16 protein-coding genes are annotated in these 19,462 nt (G+C 48.5%); all 16 read right to left on the minus strand.

What is annotated here, in order from left to right; genetic code table 11:
* Nucleotides 1-27: 27 nt before the first annotated feature.
* A complete protein-coding gene (gene lepB / locus C805_RS24290; protein ID WP_022751495.1) occupies nucleotides 28-414 on the minus strand; it encodes a signal peptidase I in 387 nt (128 codons plus the stop codon).
* Nucleotides 415-506: 92 nt separating this feature from the next.
* Nucleotides 507-1,055, minus strand: a complete 549-nt coding sequence (locus C805_RS25610; RefSeq protein ID WP_016216714.1) for a sigma-70 family RNA polymerase sigma factor — start codon at nucleotides 1,053-1,055, stop codon at nucleotides 507-509.
* Complete coding sequence (locus C805_RS24300; protein WP_016216715.1) at nucleotides 1,052-1,528, minus strand: DUF3268 family zinc-finger domain-containing protein; 477 nt, start codon at nucleotides 1,526-1,528, stop codon at nucleotides 1,052-1,054. The genes C805_RS25610 and C805_RS24300 overlap by 4 nt, the downstream gene beginning before the upstream one ends.
* A 379-nt stretch (nucleotides 1,529-1,907) precedes the next feature.
* Entirely contained in the window at nucleotides 1,908-2,501 is a 594-nt protein-coding gene (locus C805_RS24305; RefSeq protein ID WP_016216716.1) for a hypothetical protein, read from the minus strand.
* Between the two features lie 97 nt (nucleotides 2,502-2,598).
* Nucleotides 2,599-5,199 carry a SpaA isopeptide-forming pilin-related protein gene (locus C805_RS25615; protein WP_051135872.1) on the minus strand — a complete coding sequence of 867 codons (2,601 nt, stop codon included), beginning with the start codon at nucleotides 5,197-5,199 and terminating at the stop codon, nucleotides 2,599-2,601.
* A gap of 63 nt (nucleotides 5,200-5,262) precedes the next feature.
* A complete protein-coding gene (locus tag C805_RS25620) occupies nucleotides 5,263-7,200 on the minus strand; it encodes a SpaA isopeptide-forming pilin-related protein (RefSeq protein ID WP_051135873.1) in 1,938 nt (645 codons plus the stop codon).
* 445 nt (nucleotides 7,201-7,645) lie between these two features.
* The gene (locus C805_RS24315) at nucleotides 7,646-8,110 is read right to left on the minus strand and encodes a prolipoprotein diacylglyceryl transferase (protein WP_016216719.1); all 465 of its coding nucleotides are present in this window, start codon (nucleotides 8,108-8,110) and stop codon (nucleotides 7,646-7,648) included.
* A 62-nt stretch (nucleotides 8,111-8,172) separates the two neighbouring features.
* Nucleotides 8,173-8,586 carry a hypothetical protein gene (locus C805_RS24320; RefSeq protein ID WP_016216720.1) on the minus strand — a complete coding sequence of 138 codons (414 nt, stop codon included), beginning with the start codon at nucleotides 8,584-8,586 and terminating at the stop codon, nucleotides 8,173-8,175.
* A gap of 40 nt (nucleotides 8,587-8,626) precedes the next feature.
* Nucleotides 8,627-9,904, minus strand: coding sequence for a S1 RNA-binding domain-containing protein (locus C805_RS24325; protein ID WP_016216721.1), 1,278 nt, complete (start codon nucleotides 9,902-9,904; stop codon nucleotides 8,627-8,629).
* A 52-nt stretch (nucleotides 9,905-9,956) separates the two neighbouring features.
* Nucleotides 9,957-11,834: a VirD4-like conjugal transfer protein, CD1115 family gene (locus C805_RS24330; RefSeq protein ID WP_016216722.1), complete on the minus strand. Its 1,878-nt coding sequence runs from the start codon at nucleotides 11,832-11,834 to the stop codon at nucleotides 9,957-9,959.
* Nucleotides 11,835-11,886: 52 nt separating this feature from the next.
* Nucleotides 11,887-13,098 carry a hypothetical protein gene (locus tag C805_RS24335; RefSeq protein ID WP_016216723.1) on the minus strand — a complete coding sequence of 404 codons (1,212 nt, stop codon included), beginning with the start codon at nucleotides 13,096-13,098 and terminating at the stop codon, nucleotides 11,887-11,889.
* A gap of 110 nt (nucleotides 13,099-13,208) precedes the next feature.
* Nucleotides 13,209-13,889, minus strand: coding sequence for a DUF6100 family protein (locus tag C805_RS24340; RefSeq protein ID WP_016216724.1), 681 nt, complete (start codon nucleotides 13,887-13,889; stop codon nucleotides 13,209-13,211).
* Nucleotides 13,852-14,412 carry a DUF5697 family protein gene (locus C805_RS24345; protein WP_016216725.1) on the minus strand — a complete coding sequence of 187 codons (561 nt, stop codon included), beginning with the start codon at nucleotides 14,410-14,412 and terminating at the stop codon, nucleotides 13,852-13,854. Before C805_RS24345 ends, C805_RS24340 begins: the two co-directional genes overlap by 38 nt.
* A gap of 65 nt (nucleotides 14,413-14,477) precedes the next feature.
* Nucleotides 14,478-16,982 (minus strand): VirB4 family type IV secretion system protein, encoded by a 2,505-nt coding sequence (locus C805_RS24350; protein WP_022751499.1) that lies wholly within the window; start codon nucleotides 16,980-16,982, stop codon nucleotides 14,478-14,480.
* Nucleotides 16,948-17,355 carry a PrgI family mobile element protein gene (locus C805_RS0107075; RefSeq protein ID WP_022751500.1) on the minus strand — a complete coding sequence of 136 codons (408 nt, stop codon included), beginning with the start codon at nucleotides 17,353-17,355 and terminating at the stop codon, nucleotides 16,948-16,950. The genes C805_RS24350 and C805_RS0107075 overlap by 35 nt, the downstream gene beginning before the upstream one ends.
* Nucleotides 17,356-17,360: 5 nt before the next feature.
* On the minus strand, nucleotides 17,361-19,388 hold the full coding sequence (locus tag C805_RS25625; protein WP_016216727.1) for a C40 family peptidase: 2,028 nt from the start codon (nucleotides 19,386-19,388) through the stop codon (nucleotides 17,361-17,363).
* Between the last annotated feature and the right edge of the window lie 74 nt (nucleotides 19,389-19,462).

The raw sequence follows: 19,462 nt of genomic DNA on the forward strand, positions 1-19,462 counted from the left end.
AGCTTATCGCATTCATCCGTTTCAACCCTAATAACAAAATAACTTTGCCACCACATGCTTCCCTTCCACAAACGGCTCCAACCAGAAGCGAGAATCATTTGAATGTTCCGCATTATCCCCCAGAACATAATAACAGTCTTCCGGAACTGTCAAAATGGCGCCATTTCTTTCAATCGTTTCACCTGCGACTGCAGCAATCCGTTTCACAAGCAGTTTCCCATTATGTCGGAATATAATGATATCTCCTGCTTCCAAATCAGAATATATTCGGCATCCAATGATATAACTGCCTCTTTTCAATGTCGGCTCCATAGATTCCGTTGGCACGTACCCTAACAAAAACATATACTTCAAAAATAAAAATGTAAAAAGCATCACAACTGCAGGAAAAAGCCAATTTCCTGTCTTTTTCAATAATCTCCTCATAACAATCCTCACTTTACTGTCGTGTAACTAAAAAAAGCGGGATGCTGAAAACCTTATGGTTCCAGCATCCCTTTTTCGCTTTAAGAACGATAGACGGCAATCGCCTCTGTTTCCGGACGTTCTTTCAAAAACTTCCGTGCCTTTGACACCCATGCACACACCAGCTTCGCTGAAGCTCCCATACGCTCCCCAATCTCACTGCTGGTGTATCCCTGGGACATCATAACCATTGCGTCTATCCCTTTGGCAGTTGAGGGCGGCGCCTCTCTTCTGGCAGAACTGAGCGCCTGGAACAAATCTATACGAAGCCCGCTTAAAAATTCCCCATTCTCGGTTTCCACCTTTTTATATGGCGTCACATCAGCGGTTATTTCATCCGAATACCGTTTGGTTGACTGAATCAATGCATCACATATTTCATGCCAAATCAGCCGATATGCATAAGTGGAAAAAGTCCCGCCCTTATCTGTCGCTGCCGCTTTACACAAGCCAACGCACCCAATCTGAAACAGATCGTCATAAGTATAGAATCCCCATTGATTGTAACCATGTACTTTATCCTTAATCACCTGATGTACCAGGCCCATATTCTCCTCCACTTTTCTTTGTTGTATGACCGTTAATGTCATGATGCTGCACCTCCTCTCACCATGCGGAACTGTTTCTTATTTTTCCTTCCTCTACACTGTTCCAGAAGTCTGCGGCTTTCTTCAATCACCTGCTTACAGTAATATTCCCCCAGATGCCCGATATGGGCCTCCGACAGTGGGGCTGAAATCAAATCCGCAAGCCACTGGTATGCATCCTGTTTACTCATGTACCCAGACTGATGGAGTTGGTCAAAATACTGGTGCGCCGTCCTCCTGAGTGTACGCAGCTCATGATTGGCAAGGCTACCTACCGGAATCCTGGTACCTGCATGGACACGCACATAGGCGTCACACTGCGGGTAATGGCTGCACACATACAGCATCATCCCTTTACTGTTGTCATAATAAATACCGTCTGCACTCCGGTACACTACCGTGCTGCCACAATAGGGGCAACGCATATTGCCTGCCTGAAATCCCTTTCTTTTTTTCTTTTTGTTTTTATTCTTCATCTATATTCCTCCGTTTTATATAAAAAAAGCCGGAAGCTCTGCGAAAAAAGCATACAGAGCCAGTGCGTTGGCGTTTGGGTGTCTCGTCCAACATTTGACTCTGTAAGTATTTAAGCAGCCTTCCGGCCTACATATTCAGTTGTGGCTTGCGTTATTGTGGATTCGCTCAGTGCGCAAAATCCGTAACGGTTCCTTACCCTCCTCCGGATAAGTCTGACGCTATACCAAACGTACCGAAAGCCTGAACGCAAGCCCCTGCCACGGTTTTAGTATAGCAAATCAATCGCTAGATGTCAAGCCTTTTGAGAATATTATTATATTTTATTCTGTATTTTATTCCTATTAGGTTTATATCTAGCTTTTTGTCTCAGTCTGGAGGCTATTCTTCTTCCTCCTCATCGTACTCGTAACCACTCTCATCTTCTCTACGCCTTTTGATAATATGCATCGTAACCAATCCACCCACCGCAAGAATCATGCCTCCGATAAAAAGGCAAAGATGAAGCACTGGTATGCCTGCAACCAAAGCATCTTCTGCCTTTTCCGGCTGCTCTGCTGTAATTTCCTCCGGCTGCTCTGTTGTGATTTCTTCCGGCTGTTCTGTCACAATCTCTTCTGATTGTTCTTCTGACGGGCTTTCTGTTGTGGCAGGGGCCTGCGTCGGGGAAGGAGCTTTTGCAGAGGAATTCATACAGGTCAGAACATACTCTTTACTGCCGCCAATTTCCAGGCGGAGTACCCCATCCTGACCTACAGGTATGGTATCCGGATATAATCCGGCATCAGTCTTCATTTGGAACTCCACTCCTGCCCACTCCGCCCCCAACTGAATCTCCAGCTGTTCAGGCTGGGCAACCTGCAGCTCGGTGCCATTGGTTCCCTGAGGCTGTGCAAAAACCGGTCTTACAGAGAAAGAGGACATACACATCATGGTCAGAAACAGCAAAACATGCTTTTTATACTTTACTCTCATGGCTTTCTACCTCCAAATTCTTTCTAAAATGAGGAAACCGGACAGGAATCATCCTGCCGGCTCCTCTTAGTTACTTTCATACAAAATACCGGAAATCTTATCGCTTACTGTGGAATCTCAGTCCTTTTTTACGCTTTCTGAGACTATAGGCACAAGCTCCGATGCCTCCAGCTCCTGCTGCCATCAGACCGAACCACAGCCACAGATTGGAAGCATCTCCTGTCTTCGGCACATCCACAGTAATCTTATCATTATGTACATTGACCGTCAGGGTTTCATCCACTACCAGTTCCACTGTTACCGGATCCGGACGTTTGTACCCTGCACTGACGCTGTCCTCCACTTCGGTTATCGTATATCTGCCGACACGCAGGTCCTCAATAAAAATTTCACCTCTGGCATCCGTTTGGAATGTCTGGTCATAATTGTCCCCAACCACGCGGAATGAAAAGCCCTCCACGCGGCCGTCAGAGGAAGTTTTTACAATCTTGAGGTTTCCTCTGTGGGCCTGGTTGTAAAATCCTTTGCCAGCTTCGTTCTCTATCTCATAAGTTTCCCCATCTGTATCAATCATGGCATAATAAACATTCTCATCCAGATAGAAGCCGTCCGGCGCGGTTTTCTCTTTGACAAGCACGCCGCCGTAAAGCAGGTCACGCATCTCATACTGGCCCGTCTCGGTTTCCTCCATGGTACCCAGAAGCTCATCATGCTTATCAAGCTCTTTGTTCCCATTGACGTCACGGTATACTTCAAATACAGCCCCACTCAGCTTATTTTCCGGATAATCTTTGTCAAATTTCGTCAGATGGAGGTTCCCACGGATAAACTCATTGGTAATTTCCACCTCAATGACCTGCTCATCCTCATTAATAGCAACAGGGAAAAGCTCCGTGCAAAGTACAAAGCCCTCCGGCTGCTCGATTTCCCGTACCATCCACAGTCCATATGGGACATCCTCAAACCGGAAAGAACCATCCTCATCGGAAGTTGCCACTAAAATTGCAGCCTCTTCTGTAAATTCCTCGGCAGATGGTGCAAACAGGCCAATCTTGGCTCCGCCTAAGCCTTCCCCATCCTCATCCAGCTTCTTACCGGATATGGAACCATAAACCAGTTCATTGACAATAGGCTCACCGTCATTGGCTGCAATTGTCACAACTGCCGTGTCCTGATCCCCATATGCAAATACTACAGGATACTTGGCATCACTTAAAAGATAATGCGCATCCGTGCTGTGTTCCTTCAGATAATAACTGCCCAGCGGCAAATCAGTCTTGGCAACGCCCCTGCCGTCTGTATCCACGCTTACAACCTCAAGCAGCCCGTCTGCCGGGATGACAGAACCATCTGCTGCAGTAAGATCTTCTGCTGCATACAAGCCAAACGTAATGTTGGCAAGCTCATTGTTATTGCCAATGCCAAATGCTTCGTTCAGCTCCAACGTCTTCTCCAGACCCAGTTCTACCTTCTGACGTTCATTATAAACGCCGGCGGCTGTTTCCGTCAGGTCAATCTCCTGCCCTGCATACACCAGTTCCACTTGATGCGGCTCTTTGTTCAGCACCATACCGTAAGGAGCCTTTGTTTCAACAATCTCATATTTGCCCAAATACAGTTCTTTGCTGGAAACAGCGCCTCCAGGACCGGTTGTAACAGTATCCACCACTTTGCCCTTTTCAGCACGCAATGTCCCATCCGCCGTAATAATGTCTTCTGCCGCACGGATTTCATAGACTGCCCCCTCCATGCCATGGATTTCATAAACCGGCTGGTAAAGGACTTCCACCCCATCCTTGTCGGCCCCATCGGATGTCGTGACGGAAGCAAACACTTCGCCGTTCTTTGCAACAACAATTTTACCCTTCTGCGGCATGTTATGCTTTTCAACTACCACCACATCCTGTGTCCCGTCCACCGTGAAAGGAACCGGCTCGCTGTCCAGTACATAGCCATAGCAGGTTTCCACCTCAATCAGTTCATACTGGCCATGCGGCAGCTCATTAGGAAGCATCAGCCATCCTTCCTCATTGGTAAAGAACGTGTTGATTATAACAGGCGTCGGGTAATAAATTGTTTCTGCAACCAGTTCGCCTGTAGACAGGTCACGGACCTGAAACCCGACACCGGCTGCAGGAATAATTTTCCCGGTTTCTGCATCATGCTTTTCTACACGGATAAGGCTGGCCTTTGTTATATTGTTCAGGATATAGGAATAGGTCTGATCGTTTGTACGGATATATACAATGAAATCCGGAATGAATGCCTGTCCTTCCTGCCCCTTTGTCTGGTGTACCACATAACGTCCATAAGGAAGATCCTTGGAAGCAGCAAACCCGTCTGCATCTGTAATCAGGATATCGCGTTCGTCCTCCCTTGCCGCATCAAAGCTTCCTGCACTGGCAAGGTAAATCTGGAATTCGGCGCCTTCCTCCGGTTTTTCGATAATTACTTCATGTCCGGGCGCTTCGATATCTTCCGGCGGAATCGGAACAGGTGCAAAAGGATCCGTTTCCGGCTCTGTTTCCGGAGCCATCTCCGATTCATTATCTTCTGTTGTTTCTCCTGTATCCTGTGACTGCTGCCCATCTGCATCCGTTTCCATATCCGTCTGGGAGTCTTCGCCATTTACGGCTGCTTCTGCGTCGCTTCCCTCTTCAGCTTCCTGGGACAATGCCTCATCTGCTTCCAATTCCATCCCAGTCTGGGCATCCCCGCCGCTTACTGTGGAAACAGCCTGTAAAACTTCGCCGTTTTCCTGCTATACCGGTTCTGCGCCATTTTCAGACGGCGTCTCCGTCTGGGGTTCTACTTTTTCTACATCCTCCAGTTCCGCATCAATATGCTTAACCAGGCGGATACGCCCCATGATCACCTCTTCGGTAACACCAATGGGAATCTGGTTCAGTTCCTCGGTATAATTACCGGGATCTGCCGGAATCGGGTAGACTGTTTCATCCAACAGGTATCCCTCGGAAGGGCTGATTTCGCGCAATGTCCAGTTGGAGCCGCAGATAAAATAATCACTGATAAAAGAACCTGTTGCGTCTGTAGTGTAAGATGCCACCAGCTCATCGCCCCGGTACACGCCATATACCGCCCCTGCAAGGCTGGCATCCCCCTGGGCATATCCGGTCTTCCGGTCTGTCTTAGTCACTTCTACACGGAATTTTTTCAGGATATTAGTGAAACTGCGCTTGGTGACGACATTCCACTGGACAGGCGCCGTCTGGGCAGCCGGAACCACATACCGGACAGGGGTGTTGACCTCTTCCAAAGTATATGGGGCGCTTCCGCTGATCAGCACATTTTCAAAACGGGCCACACCGGACGCATCTGTTACGGCATACTCATCCACAGGCAGCCCCGACAGGGACGTGCCATAGAGATGGAATGTCATATCCTGCACAAATTGGTCCTCTGATGTCTTGATGACCTCCAGCGAACCACGTTTCAGCTTATTATTAAAAGTTACGGTAGAAGTCTGCCCACTGACAATCGTGACTCTCTGGGATTTTTGAGGCTCATATCTGTCAATGTCCTGCTCCGTTACCGTATAGGTTCCCGGCATAAGCTCGACGTCCACAGTACCTTCTGCTTTTGTCTTCACTGTTTTGTCCACGCCGTTTCCGGTAATATGAAAACTGATATTGGATACGACGTCATCCTCAGAAGTCTTACGGATACGTCCGGTACCATAAGTCTCCGTATCGACCTTCACATAGAATACAACCGGATCATCTGCTCCGCACAGCATTGTCTGGAATCCGACACGTCCCCAGATCAGCATATCATTTCCGACTCCCGGAACATTTTTCTGCACAGTGAGCGATGCCGGACTGGTGAGCATACGGCTGCTGGTAAATGTATACTTGTTCCCACTGCGGCTCACACTGATGCCGCTGCCGCCGGAAAACTTCAAATCCGCCCTGGTATTGTTCGTATCCGTCAAAGTAAGGGAATACTTTTTTGTTTCCGGATTGTATTTTAAGGTATGGACCTGCGCAGAGCTGCTCCTGTCGGAAGCAAAACTGGGTATCGTCGCATGCTGCGCCATCTGAGCCAGAATCCAGTCATAGCATTGCTTTGCTGGACGGCCATCAATCGTGCGCAGATAATTGTCCCCACGGATTCCTGCCGGGCTGGGATGCAGATCCTGCGGGCTGGTCCTTAACTGCTGCTGGTATTCCCATATGAGGATCTGCGTTGCAATTGCATAATCATCCTCATTGGTCCCCGGTACCGGCGAACCTTTTCCTGGCTGCCATCCATAGACGCTGGTGAGCATGATCCCATACTGGGCGGCATATGGAAGGTTCTGAAAATATGAACTGTTTTTTCCGCTCTGGGAAGTATAGCCGTTTGTGGATGTCCCATAAGCAATGCCGGACTCAACGCAATATACCTGGCGCTCCTCTGAGCCGTTTGAAATCATATATTTCCTTCTGGGATTCCCGCCTGAGCTGGTCCTTACAGTCGTATTCCCGTTGCTGTCATACACCAGATAGCTGTAGCTATCCGCTGAATAATAATAATCCCCGTCGGAGCCTACAAAATTGCCCCCATAATGGGAAGAAACCGTCTGTCCCTCAGACGGCGAAAAAGCAAAAACCGTTGTCGGTATGACACCAACAACGGTCAAAATAGAAAGGAACAACGCCAGCAGGCGCTTTCCTCTTTTTCTGAATAAATGTTTCATATAGGTAAACCTTCCTTTCGTTTTCAGGCACAAAAAAAAGCTCCCTGCAAAAACAGAGAGCCCTTTTTTCACCTATTTGGTTTTAGTATAAGAAATAAAATGTATAACTTCCTCCCCCATTATCCTGCACGTAAATCGTGAAGCTGGTTAACTGCGCTCCCCCATAGGAGCCAATTATAGAAGGCATGGATGTTACATAGTCCTTTAGCGCCCGTTTCAGGTTATCTCCCTGAAAAGATTCGGATGCTGTAACCGGAGCTGCCCAGGAGCAGGTATCCGGCGTACAGGGGATACCGTCATCCTCTGTAATATGTGCAAGGCCCATGGACTGCCCAATCGCAATCAGCTCTGCCCGGATGGCATTTGCATCAAAGGCAAAATCATAGATAGTTTTTGGTATTTCCGGTTGGGCAGGCGGCTGTACCGGTTCTTCCGGGACGATAGGTTACGGCTCCGGCTGCTGTGTTACTGCAGGCGGTTCGGCAGACGACTCCACTGCTGGTTGTTCTGCGGGCGTTTCCGGCACCTCCGGCTCTTCTGCCACTTTAACAGACTCATTTTGATTTGCTTCTGAAGATGCCGCTGCCGCCTGGGAATTCTCCCCTGACCGGCTGCTGCCTTCCTGCTGCTTCACAGCAACACTCTCCTCTGTCTTTTGAGGAGCGGCTGAAGTTTTGCTTCCTTCACTGTTTTTGTTCCGGTCTGAGTTATCCGCCAATTTAAGTTCTGTCTTCTTCAGTTCCGGGATCTTAGGCCGATTTTTGGAATCAGTCTCGGATTTCTCTTCGTATTCCGGACACCGGGTATCTTTTTCTTCTGAAGGTACGAGAGTTTCAGCCGAATCTGACGCAGCACAGGCGCCAAGAAGCAATAATCCCAGCAATACAATAAATACACGAATTTTTTTCATAAAGCATTCCTCCAGTCATCGTTTATTTATATTACACGATACAAACTGCAGGAATACAACGCCTATCCTGTAAGCTTACCAAACCCGCGGTCTGCCTCATCGACGCACCGGTCAAGAATCTCAAAAAAACGCTGTGGTTCCATCTCAGTATCCAGCCAGTGCGCTGCACGGTAGGAATAGCACCCAACTTCATCGTTAATGGCATGGCTTCCAAGAATACTTCTTAGATTCAGTTCATTGGTCATCTGCCGCTGCTTTGCTGTGCTTGGTTTTGCAAGCGCTTTTGCCAGACAGAATACCATCAGCGGATGCAGCTCTGAAAAAGAAATCTGCAGAAAATAACCATGATAGTCTGTCATAAGAGAAGCGCCATCTTCTTCTGCAGCAGTAAGCTGTGTCAGGACCATTTTCCGGGTACGCACAGCAGTCTCCCTGCGGTGCTGCTGTTTGGCGGCACTCAGGTCACAATGGGTCATTGGCCTCACCCCCTTTCTTTCTGTAAATGGTAAAAAACAGTTACCTGGCTGCTGCAATATGAGTGATTGCTCCCCATATCCGATTGGAATCGTTGTTGATTCCCAGGATACGGACGGTAACGCGGGAACCCCTCGGCGGCCTGCCGCGTTTCGGATAACTGCAGAGGCAGTCGATGCCCCCGTCCAGCGCCACAAACACACCATTGGTGTCTACCATACTCACCGTACCCACATAACGGTTCCCGACAGAGTACCTGCGCAGAGCCTTCTCATAAGGATTTTCTCCCGCCTGCTTCACAGAAGCCGTTGCCTTAATCTGGTTGCGGTCACTGCGGTCAACCTCCAGAACCTTCACCAGAATACGCTGTCCCGGCTGGAAATAGGCTGCCGCATCCATCCACCTCTGATAGCTCAGTTCCCTGAGCGGAATGTAAATCTCCAGACCGAACAGATCTACAAAGATGCCTGCACGGATAGCGGATACGATTCTGGCTTCTGCGCATACGCCGGAGTACAGCAGGTTATTCCCATCCCTGTCCGTGCCGAGATAATAGGCTTTCCTTTTGGATTTCATCGCCTCAAGGCGGCTTGCTACTGCCAGACCGGATTTGGGATCAATGCCTTTGACAATATAATCCACTTCAGCGCCCAGCCGCTTGGTAAGCATATAATGCAAAACATCCTCCGGAAGCCTCCCTCGGTAATCCGCTGGGGGCTCCACAGCTTCCTCTGCAGGAATCATCACCTTGAACTCACCATGATAAATGACTGCAAGAGAACGGCTGGGATTATCGGCCGGACGTTCCACACCCTGGATGGTGCCGGTCAGGATACGGCCTGTTTTCTGTGACTCAAGTAAGTCGAGAAGGTCATTTTTCGCCTTGTCTGCTTCAGTCTCGACGGTCGGCCGCTCATCAATGGACACCACCGGTTTGGATCTGGCAGAAGCCCTCCTTTTCCGGGGCTTAGGCGTCTCCTCGACGCCGTCGCCGGCATCCTTATGATCAGAATGTGCTTCTGTGTCAGACTCAGACGGTTTTTCCGCGGTCTTCTTACGTCCGCGGGCCTTTTTTGGCTCTTCCGTTTCAGTCTGGGACAAAGCCCCTTCGTCATCTGCTTTGGCATTAAGATCTGCTGAATTCTCAACCGTTTCTGTCATTTCTGTTTCAGTCTGGGGAGGCGGGCTCTCTGCAGCAATTGCATCATGCATCTCCTCTCTGTCCATCTCCTCCAGTTCCGGATTCATCTCGGTCTGAGGAGCTGCTTCCTCCATCGGAGTCTGCTCCTCCGAAAGAACTTCCTGTTTCTTTGTTGCCATAAAAAATCCTCCTTTTTAAATATAATAGAATCCCGGATTCTATTATCATGAATTAAAATTCAGCCGGCGGTTTTGCCGAACTGTATAAGCTTTTTCTGCGAGCCGGCTTTTTCTCCTTTTCTGGCTCTGCCTGCCGGTCAGACTCATCGGGAACCGACATGGTATATACCGGTGCAGCGACGGACGGACAGTAATCCATCACAGATGTCTTTATCATCTGCTTGGACATGGGGTGCTTTGTGTAATCCAGCTTATTCAGCCTGAGTATGTTGCAGCCACGTATGATGCAGAGCATCTCCTCGTTCGGCAATCTCAGAACCTCATCCGGAGTCAGCAGCTTCCTGCGCCCCTGCCCCTCAGTCTGTCGGTATTGCGGAATCACCTGTGCAACCGCAATTGTTTTCCTTACTGTCATAGTAGAATTGATTTCAATACTCATGTCCCCGCTGCGGTCTGAGAAGTATTTCGCGGTCACATCATCCGTGCATCCCAACATCAGCTGGATGTCACAGTTGCCGATAATTTCGGACCACAGATTATTTGGATACCGGTTCTGCAGCTGGCCAAGGCTCTGCACCGCCAGCATGACCCGTATATCCCTGGAACGGATGACGCTTAAAGACCTTGCAAAATCCGATCCGTCCTCCGCCCCGCCGATACGTCCCACATTGTTAAACTCATCCAGTATGAGATTGACGGGCACATCGCAGCGGCCGTCCCTGCAGCTGTCTGCATAGCGGGTCAGTCTTATGAACAAGAATGAAAAAAAGAGCGATGACAGGAACGCCATCGTGGCATCCTGGTCGCTCAGGATAATAAAATATGCACTTTTCTGCCTGCCCGGCGCCGACAGGTCGATATCCGAGCGGCTGGTAATTTTTTTGACCGCATCGTTCTGCAGTACCTGCAGGCGGGTTCCAAGTCCCAGTATAATACCGGAACGAACCGTATCGCTGGACTGGGAAAACAGATTAAACGGCGCCCTTGCCGGATGATCCAGCGGCAGTTTCTCAAACAGGGCCGTCAGCTGGCGCTCACTGTTCTGCGTCAGCATCTGATATACCGCCGGAAGATTTTTCATTTCCGGACTGCGGCTCCTATCCTGGTCAATCAGCAAAATCAGTGCCTTCAGCAAATTGCCCTCGCCATTATCCCAGAAATGATCGCCTTTGCCGGAACTGGTGTTTCCGATAATAACATTGGTCAGCACCTGCGCCATCAGCGTATCCCCGTTTAAGTCTGACATGCAGTTCCATGAGTCGCCATGCTCAGGGTTTACCAGGTTAAAAACCTTGACCCCATACCCATTCTGGCGGTAAAGCTCTGCGGTATCCGCATAAAGCTCTCCTTTTGGATCTGTAATCACGACAGATTCCTGCCGCTTCAGGGCCTGAAATAAGGCATTCCGGATAATGGCTCTGGATTTCATGGTGCCGGATGCGCCGAAAATAGCAATATGGCGGTTGAGTCTGGTATCTTTTGGCATACAAACAGCATTTCCTTTATACTCACCCAGAATCACACCTTCTGCCTTCGCTGGCGCCGTCACCTCCAGAACTGTCTTTATCTCCTTTTCCTCCATCCAGGAAGCTGTGCCGTAAGCGCCGCTGCTGCTGGTCTTGAAGCCTCTTGGATCATAGTTCTTTCCATCAAACTTATCATGAAGCCTCACATACAGAACCACCACCCCGCCAGCCATCAAGATTCCAGCCATCCCTTTGAGACCGTTTACAGTAAATGCCTGCGGGATGCAGGCCAACGGGTTCCAGTCTACTGGTTCCATTTCAACCTGGCCGGCAAACCCATCTGCCGCCATCCAGTCCATATAATTTCCAAGCAATTGGCCAAGCATTCCGCCAAGATACAACAGCGCTGCGCATCCCAGTATGGCAGCAGCGATTATGGCAGCCTTTCTCTTTTTATCTGCCAAACAAACTCCTCCTTTCCTTATGGCTACACGTACTTCCAGGCATGACGGAATATTAGAAAGGCATTTCCAGTCCTAGCTCTGCTTCCACCGCCTCCATGTCGATGGTTTTGATATTCACCATCCGGCCCAGATATTCACGAAGGAAGTCAGTCTGGTGGGGAAAACACAGGATTTCAAACCTTCCTGTTTGATCACGGATGCCTTCCCGGAAGCGAATGAGTCTTGCAATGTCACCGTCCAGATGCGATAAAATATATACGCCGTCCACACAGGCATCGTATTCAAAAAAACCTTTGTCAAAAGATCTGACTTCAGGCTCAAACAATAAATCAAGCAGCTTTTCTTTCCAGTCTGGGACAGACAGAATAGAAAGCTGACGCATGCCGCACACATCCATGGGCACGAAATAAATATGGTGGTAAATGGAATCAAACCGGAACTCAAGCCGCCGGCTTTTATCCGACTCCAGTAATGTTTTCAGGGCTATTTCACCAGACTCACCGAAAAGCACTGCTGAAGAAATCTGATCCGTACCGGCATTCAGACGCCCAACTTCGGTTAAATTGTGGAGCGCCTTAAATTCTCCCATCCCACTCCATTTCATTGCAGCTGCGCGTGTATTGTAAACAGCATAACAACTGCCGTGAGAAAAAATAGCTCCGACCATCCGGGTGAACATGGTTTTGTTCATCTCCGCCTGGCCAATCTTCTTGATGTCCCTTGCAAGATAGAACGAACTGCCCTCCGGTATGACAGAGAACCGGCCCCCGTTTTGCAAATGGGGAAGCAGGTAGGGCCTCGTTTCTATTCCTGCCCGCATACAGAGCATTACCGTTTCCGATACCCTGTGGTTCCTCTCCCTGTGGGCAGAGTCCCCTGGGAATCGGTGATTCCAGAATGCATCCATATAATACCGGTACGCAGCCGGATGAACCCACTCCAGTATGGGAAGAGCAGCCTTATACAAACGGACTGTTTTGGAACTGCTTCTTCCAGTAACAGTTAACAATCTGCAGGTCATTTCCGTTTCAGTCTGGGGATTTTGGATTGTCTGGGGCATGGTCAATTTTGTCACCAAAGCTTTCAGAACACGTTCCTTCCCAAGCATCCGAATGGAGCGAAACGGGAACTCTCCTGTGACGGAAAGCAGTGTGATGAGCTGCCAGACCTGACTGCCTGGACGGAAGTGCAGCATTTTAACCTTCTCCCGATTTGAAGCATTTTCCGACAACATGACTGCTCTCTTTGTCGGATTTTCCTGCATAGTGCCGCCCCCAGACCGCAGCAATACCGGGCGTTTTCTGCCTTTGGGAAGATATGTATTTTTCAGGGACAGAACTCTGCCTGTTTTTACATATGTTTTTCCGCTTAAATCTACCGTGTTTCATATAATTTCACCCCCTTATCCGGCATAGCGCGCTCTGTCACCAGCCATAATGGAAAATCATTTTTAGGTACAACATATACCTCGGTACGGTCATCCGTCCCCGATGCACTGCAGTAATAATGGGCGCACACCTTCGGACTGTCATCGGGCATAACATACAATGCCACAATGTCCGATACCATATTGACCTCAATATTGTCATGATCCCGTTTCTGGCGCTCTGGCCGATCCCTGCTATAGACATGCCGGTAAACCAAAACACAGTCCCGGTACCGGACCGGCGGCTGTGTCTGGAAAAACCTCCGCATGGCAGGGTATAAAAAAGAGCGGATATAATCCGCTGAACCAGAAGACTTTTTGGGAAGCAGCGCCGGAATACGGAGCGCAAACCAGCCATCTGCCGTAAAGCCAATCTCAACCGGAATACTTTCTGCCATGCAGTTTTCCACTGCAGCTCCCGCCATAGGGCATCCAGTATATGCCGGAAGCCTTCTTGTGAAAAGCGCCAGCCGTTCTGAGATTTCTTCCAGCCGGAGGGCTGCATCGTATGCCGCCTGAAAATCCGAATCTTTGTAAAAGCGGCGCACATAAGCCATCTCTGACTCCAGACTTCGTTTCGCCAGCTCCACTTTATCCAGGACTTTTATGAATGAATTCTCTCCTGCCATTTCCTACCGCCTCCTCTGAATAAAAAATAATTTTTGGTTCCTCCTCCCCCTGAAAATCAACCGTTGCAAACAGACACGGCGCATCCGGCAGTTTCAATTTTTCCGCCATTGCAATATGGGGGACAATAATGATATATTTCAGATCCTCCTGCGGCTGTAAAAGCCTTAACTGGCTCTGTTCTCCTTCATAGAGAACCACAATCTCATACCCGATGTTTTCCTTTAGAAAGAAAAGCTGCGACGGGTAGACCGCAGGGTAATGAGCCATCGGATCTACATAGTCAATAAACTTGAGCAGCACCCATACTGCCAGTATGATACGCTGATCCGGACGACACATGGGATCCAGGCCAACGTAATAGCCGCCTGACACATCTGCTATCTGCATCTGCTTTTTCAGGTTCCGAAGAATCTTTTCGGCTGTCTTCTCCGGTTTTTGCAGCATCCGGACAATCTGTGTCTTTGGCAACGCCCCATACTGGGACAGCCATTTCACAACGTACTGCTCATCCTGTAACAGCATTTCTGCCACCTCCTTGTCAGTATAATAAATGTGGGCTGTAAGTATTTGCGCCCAAATAAGTATTTCTATGCGGAATGCGTTTTTTCTTTCTGCCGCTCCCGCAAAATTGCTTCCAGTTCCGCACGGTCTGTAGTAATCATTTCCTGTTCTTCCTTGGAAGCTTTGATTACTACCGGCACCTTATTGTTGTTCGAGTATACTAACGCCTCCCCTCTCTCGAACCTTGTAATGGAACGGACCTCTGTTTTCGTCAGCTTCAGGACATCCTGGACATAACGGGCCTCATCCGGCTCCAGGTTCAAAATAATTTTGTTTTTTGAATTATTGACGATTGCCCGTCCGTATTTCCCATCTTCCAGGCTGAAGAAATCTGACAAATCCTGCGTAGCTGAAATAGCCGCCCCGCCAAATCCCCGGATTGTCTTAAAAATCGTCAGGCAGAATTCCGCTGCCTGCCTGTTGGAAGATGCCCCTACAAGCTGCCAGATTTCATCAATCATGATCGCTTTCTTTTTTGTCCGGTCTGCTTTCACATTATCCCAAACATAGTCCAGGGCAATCATCATCCCCACCGGAAGCAGCTTGCCCTTCAGTTCAGACAAATCCAGTACAATATATTTATTGCTCAAATCCACATTGGTCTGTTGGTTAAAGGACTGCGCTGAACCTGTAACAAAGCGGCTTACAATAACGGCAATCCGCTGCGTCATTGGGTTTTCCAAAAGATTTTTGTGGAGATCCCCAAGAATCGGCATCGTCTTCATCTTTGGATGTGCCGCTTTCCTGTTTTTATATAAAGAATCGTTATCATGCGTGATGCCGAAATCAGCATATGTCTTAATCAGCGCCTCATCCAACATCTGTTCCTCCTCATTCGTCATGTCTGGAATCAGCAGGGAAAAGAAAATCATCAGCTGCTGGATTTTCCTTGCAAGCATGGAATCCATCTCGCTGTAATCCATCTCGTCAATCAGTTCCATCTCTGGTGTAATCGTATGCCGGATTTCCATGACATTGATACAATGCGGAGAACCAGGCGCTATCTTGATATACTGGCCGCCGATCCGGTGACAGGCTCTTTTGAACTCATGTCCTTTAATCGGAGCCAGAATATAGCACTGGATTCCTCTCATGCGCATCCTAAGCGCAAGCAGCTGAAGCGTAAAGGTCTTTCCGGCTCCGCTGGTACCGAGCAGGTTCAGGTTGGCATTTTTATTTTTCTTCGTATTAAACAGGTCTACAATACACAGTGAATTGTTATGCCGGTTGACGCCCAGCAGCACACCTGTATCATCCGACATTTCAAAGCTTGTAAACATATAGGTAGACGCTGCTCCGCTGGTAAGCACATTCCTCTGGGACTTCTTTTCCAGAGACGGCGCTATCTGCAGAAACGGCATTACGGATCGCAGCGCCGCCTCCTGCTGGAATTTACAGTCGCTAATATACATATCCATAGATTTCAACATATCGGAAATCTGCTGCTTCCGCCACATCAGCTCCTCATAGCTTTTCGCTGATACCGTCACAAACACAGACATGTAAAATAAATCCTCATTGTTATTTGCAATCCCATGCTTTATGAAATACCCTGCCTGAATAGAATTCGTAAGTTCCTCGTAATCGGTACTGGTGTCCTGCATACTTTTGAGTTTCGTGCGGTTCAACCGGATACGCTGCGCCACCTTGTCAATCGTTTTACTTCGGTTCTCACGGCGGAGATAGACATCTATGTCAATCCCTTCCCCGGCATTGATCAGCGCCGACATCCAGCCTGCACGTACCATACCGGGATAGCCGTTCCCTTTGATATATAAAAACGAATAGTACAGCCCGTCCATAATGATATAGTTATAATGCGTCAGGTCAATCCCACGCGGTGACAGAAAATGCGCCATTCGGATATGCGGTATCGGGTCCACCCCGATGACCCGATTCTTTGCCGCCATTGTGTCAACCACTACCCGGTTCATCCGCAAAGAGAATGCCTCATCCACACAGGAACAGCGGTTAAAAAACATATACAGGATTTCCACCGTAGCTTCATCCGGATCCCTTGGCTGCAGGATAGAGTTTCCACATTGCAGAAAATATGCTTTTGCATTCTGTTCTGCGGTCTGCAGCATTCCGTATATCTGAGAAAAATCGTCGTTATCCCCTCGTCTGATTTCTTCATACTGGAAAATCAAAAAGAAGCGCCTTGTCAGCGCCTCCCTGCTTCCCACATCTTTAATCAGGCGGATATATCCTTCACCGAGCGACCTGCACTGCGTATCCTCTTCCTCTGCCAGCTCTTCCTGAATCATTGCCACATGTTTATCAGAATCCGCCTTTCTGGTAATGCTCTTAAACTGCAGGCGCATAGGTGAAATTTTCAGCCAGCTTGCAAAGGATGAAATGATGCTAAACTGCTCTTCCCCGGAACGAAGCATGAAATTAATCGGCTCTATCTCCAGAATCTTGATAAATCTTCCGTCCGTCGTCTGTATGATTCCGTGTGTAATGTCTTTAATTGGAATAAAATCCTGCACGAAATCAAGCTTTTCCAGCTTTTTTCTTTGTTTTTTCAACTTTTTTCTTTGATCTGCCGCCTTTTTTCCTTTTGCGGAGCTGTTTCGGATCATAATGATAACCCACCCTTCTGAAATGTAGTTTTCTTTTTTTCGCCATGTAGCGGACTATGTGAACCAGGTATTGAAAAAGGGAATCTCCGTCAATTCCCATCATGGCGACAACCGCTGTTGGCAGAAGCGTCACAGTCATGACGACAATTCGTATGGTTCCCGGCATGGAAATCAGCATCAGCTCCGGATAACCCAAAAGCGCCACCAGTATAACTGCTTCAATCGCATTCCGCGGTTCCAGCATACCTCCCAAAATCTTACCTGAGTCTGTATAATTTGCCGGTATGGCATAAATATTGTTATACTCTTTATCCTCCAAATAAATCACCTGCCTAATCTGTAAATTGTTGCTGTTGTCCTAAACCGTCCAAGCCGCAGCGCCTCGTTATGGTCTGGAACGTAAATATCCACACGGTGTATGTCATTTTCAATTCCGGATCCGCCGCGATCTTCTACCGTATACATTGTACCGTTAATCATAATCTGTGTTCCAAACGGATAATGGCTGGACATGGCCACCATTCCCCTGGAAGCTATTTTCCCACTGGCAGTAATGCCATTTGCATTGCTGCCGCAGCATTTTGCGCAGGCACAATAATGCGTCACGTCTACCTCCAGAGTTGAAATCGGCGTACCTTGAATATTGTCCGGAACCGGCGCATCAAAATCCACATTCTGTGGCCTCCTAAGCTCCAATGTGGCTTCATAGCTTGGAGAATTTAAGATAACGCCTTCCCCGCCTGATGAATGTACCCACATCCGCCTGCCATCTTCTCCATATCCGGCAAAAATAAGCACATGGCTCCACCCTTGTCCGTCCGATTCTCTTAAAAACCCCAAATCTCCAGGAAGAAGTTCACTTGCGGAAACAGCAGCCGTTTCTTCCCACTGATTCCATGTTCCCCCATAGAGGTTCACTCCCACAGCCGTCTTATAGGTCCAGTCAGTAAAGCCGGAACAATCCAACCCATACGGTCTGATGGTTCCGCTTGTTGTAGAACCTGCAGCTGTTACCAGCTTTGGCGTATTCCATTCATCATTCCATCCCGGACCTGATTTTCCACCCCAGAAATACGGAACCTTCCCTACGAGCGAAAGAGCTGTTGTCAAAATATGTTTTCGTGTAGCATTACAGTTTTGCCGGTTCACAAATGCGATTAATTCCGCATCTGTCAAAGGAACAGACTGCCCGTTTCCTGCTATTCCATACAGCGTCATTTTAAGCGCTGTGGCCATCTTTTGGATTGCTTCTCCATAAGTGATTCCAAATTGCTCATATGGCGCATCCAGGTTAATCCCAAATGCTGTGGCAATTACGGCATTATCAAATGGATGAATCGTACATTCTATATATTTAATTGTCTCCGTCCCCGGCGTAACTGTTTCTTTCCCATCCGCCTGATAATAGGTTTCCTCCGTAGTGCCGGTAACTGTGCCGCCAGAATAAACCGGGAGAGATACTGTCACGCTTTTATATGCGTCAATCTCAACCGGCTCATTACTGGTATGGGATTCATCCGGCAGGTAATATGTCTTTTCTGCGGTTTCATACCGGTACTGCGCCACCCCATTGACGGTGCCTGTTTTCACTTTATCGGTTACAACCGTCAGTGTCACTGGTTGATAGGTATAATAAGTGACTGGGATAATGATTTCCTTCTGCTTTTCCTCTGATGTGACCGGGAACATGCTCCCGGCAACGTTTCCGAGTTTTGAAACCATATCTTCTTTCTTTGTGTTTTGCTGCTGCATGGAGGCTGAATATGCCGCCAGGATATAGCTGACATCATATCCCGATGAACTTTGTGCATAATTAACCAGAGCCTCCATAGATAAGTCATAGTCATACCCGCCATCGGATATCATGCTCTCCACTTTGGCAAGCGCCTGGCTATACCCATCATCCACCACGTCAGAAACCGCCCCTGCCATCTCCGCATAAACCGCAGTCGGCGTGACACCCTCTATCGGCTTGTTCCCATCCAGCCCAAATATGCTGTTAAAAACAATCGAGGGCAAGGACACTATCATAACAATCAGAAACAGCAGGAATAGACAGATACAAACTAAAACTTTGAACAAAGTATGACGCATAGACCAGGCAGCCGAAAGAACAGCTCCCCATGGCCCTCCTGCAGCCGTTCCCGCTGCAATCTCAGCGGCAGCTTTGCCACCCTCTACACTGGCTTTTACAGTCGCTGCAGCCGCATTGGATGCCTGTTCTGCTCCTTTAGCGGCAGTCTGCTTCACAGCTTCCTGCCCGGACTGTCTGGCTGCTTTCGCCATCTGGCCGGCTGCCTGCCCATAATTGTCAGATCCATCACCAATCTGCTGCTTTGACGGTTCAGCCATCTTCTCCACCTCCTATTTCAAGCTGCAGTGCTGCAGCATATATTTCTTCCATAAACGTAGAAAAGCCGGATCAG

It is taken from the genome of Eubacterium sp. 14-2 (assembly GCF_000403845.2).
GTDB lineage: Bacteria > Bacillota > Clostridia > Lachnospirales > Lachnospiraceae > Petralouisia.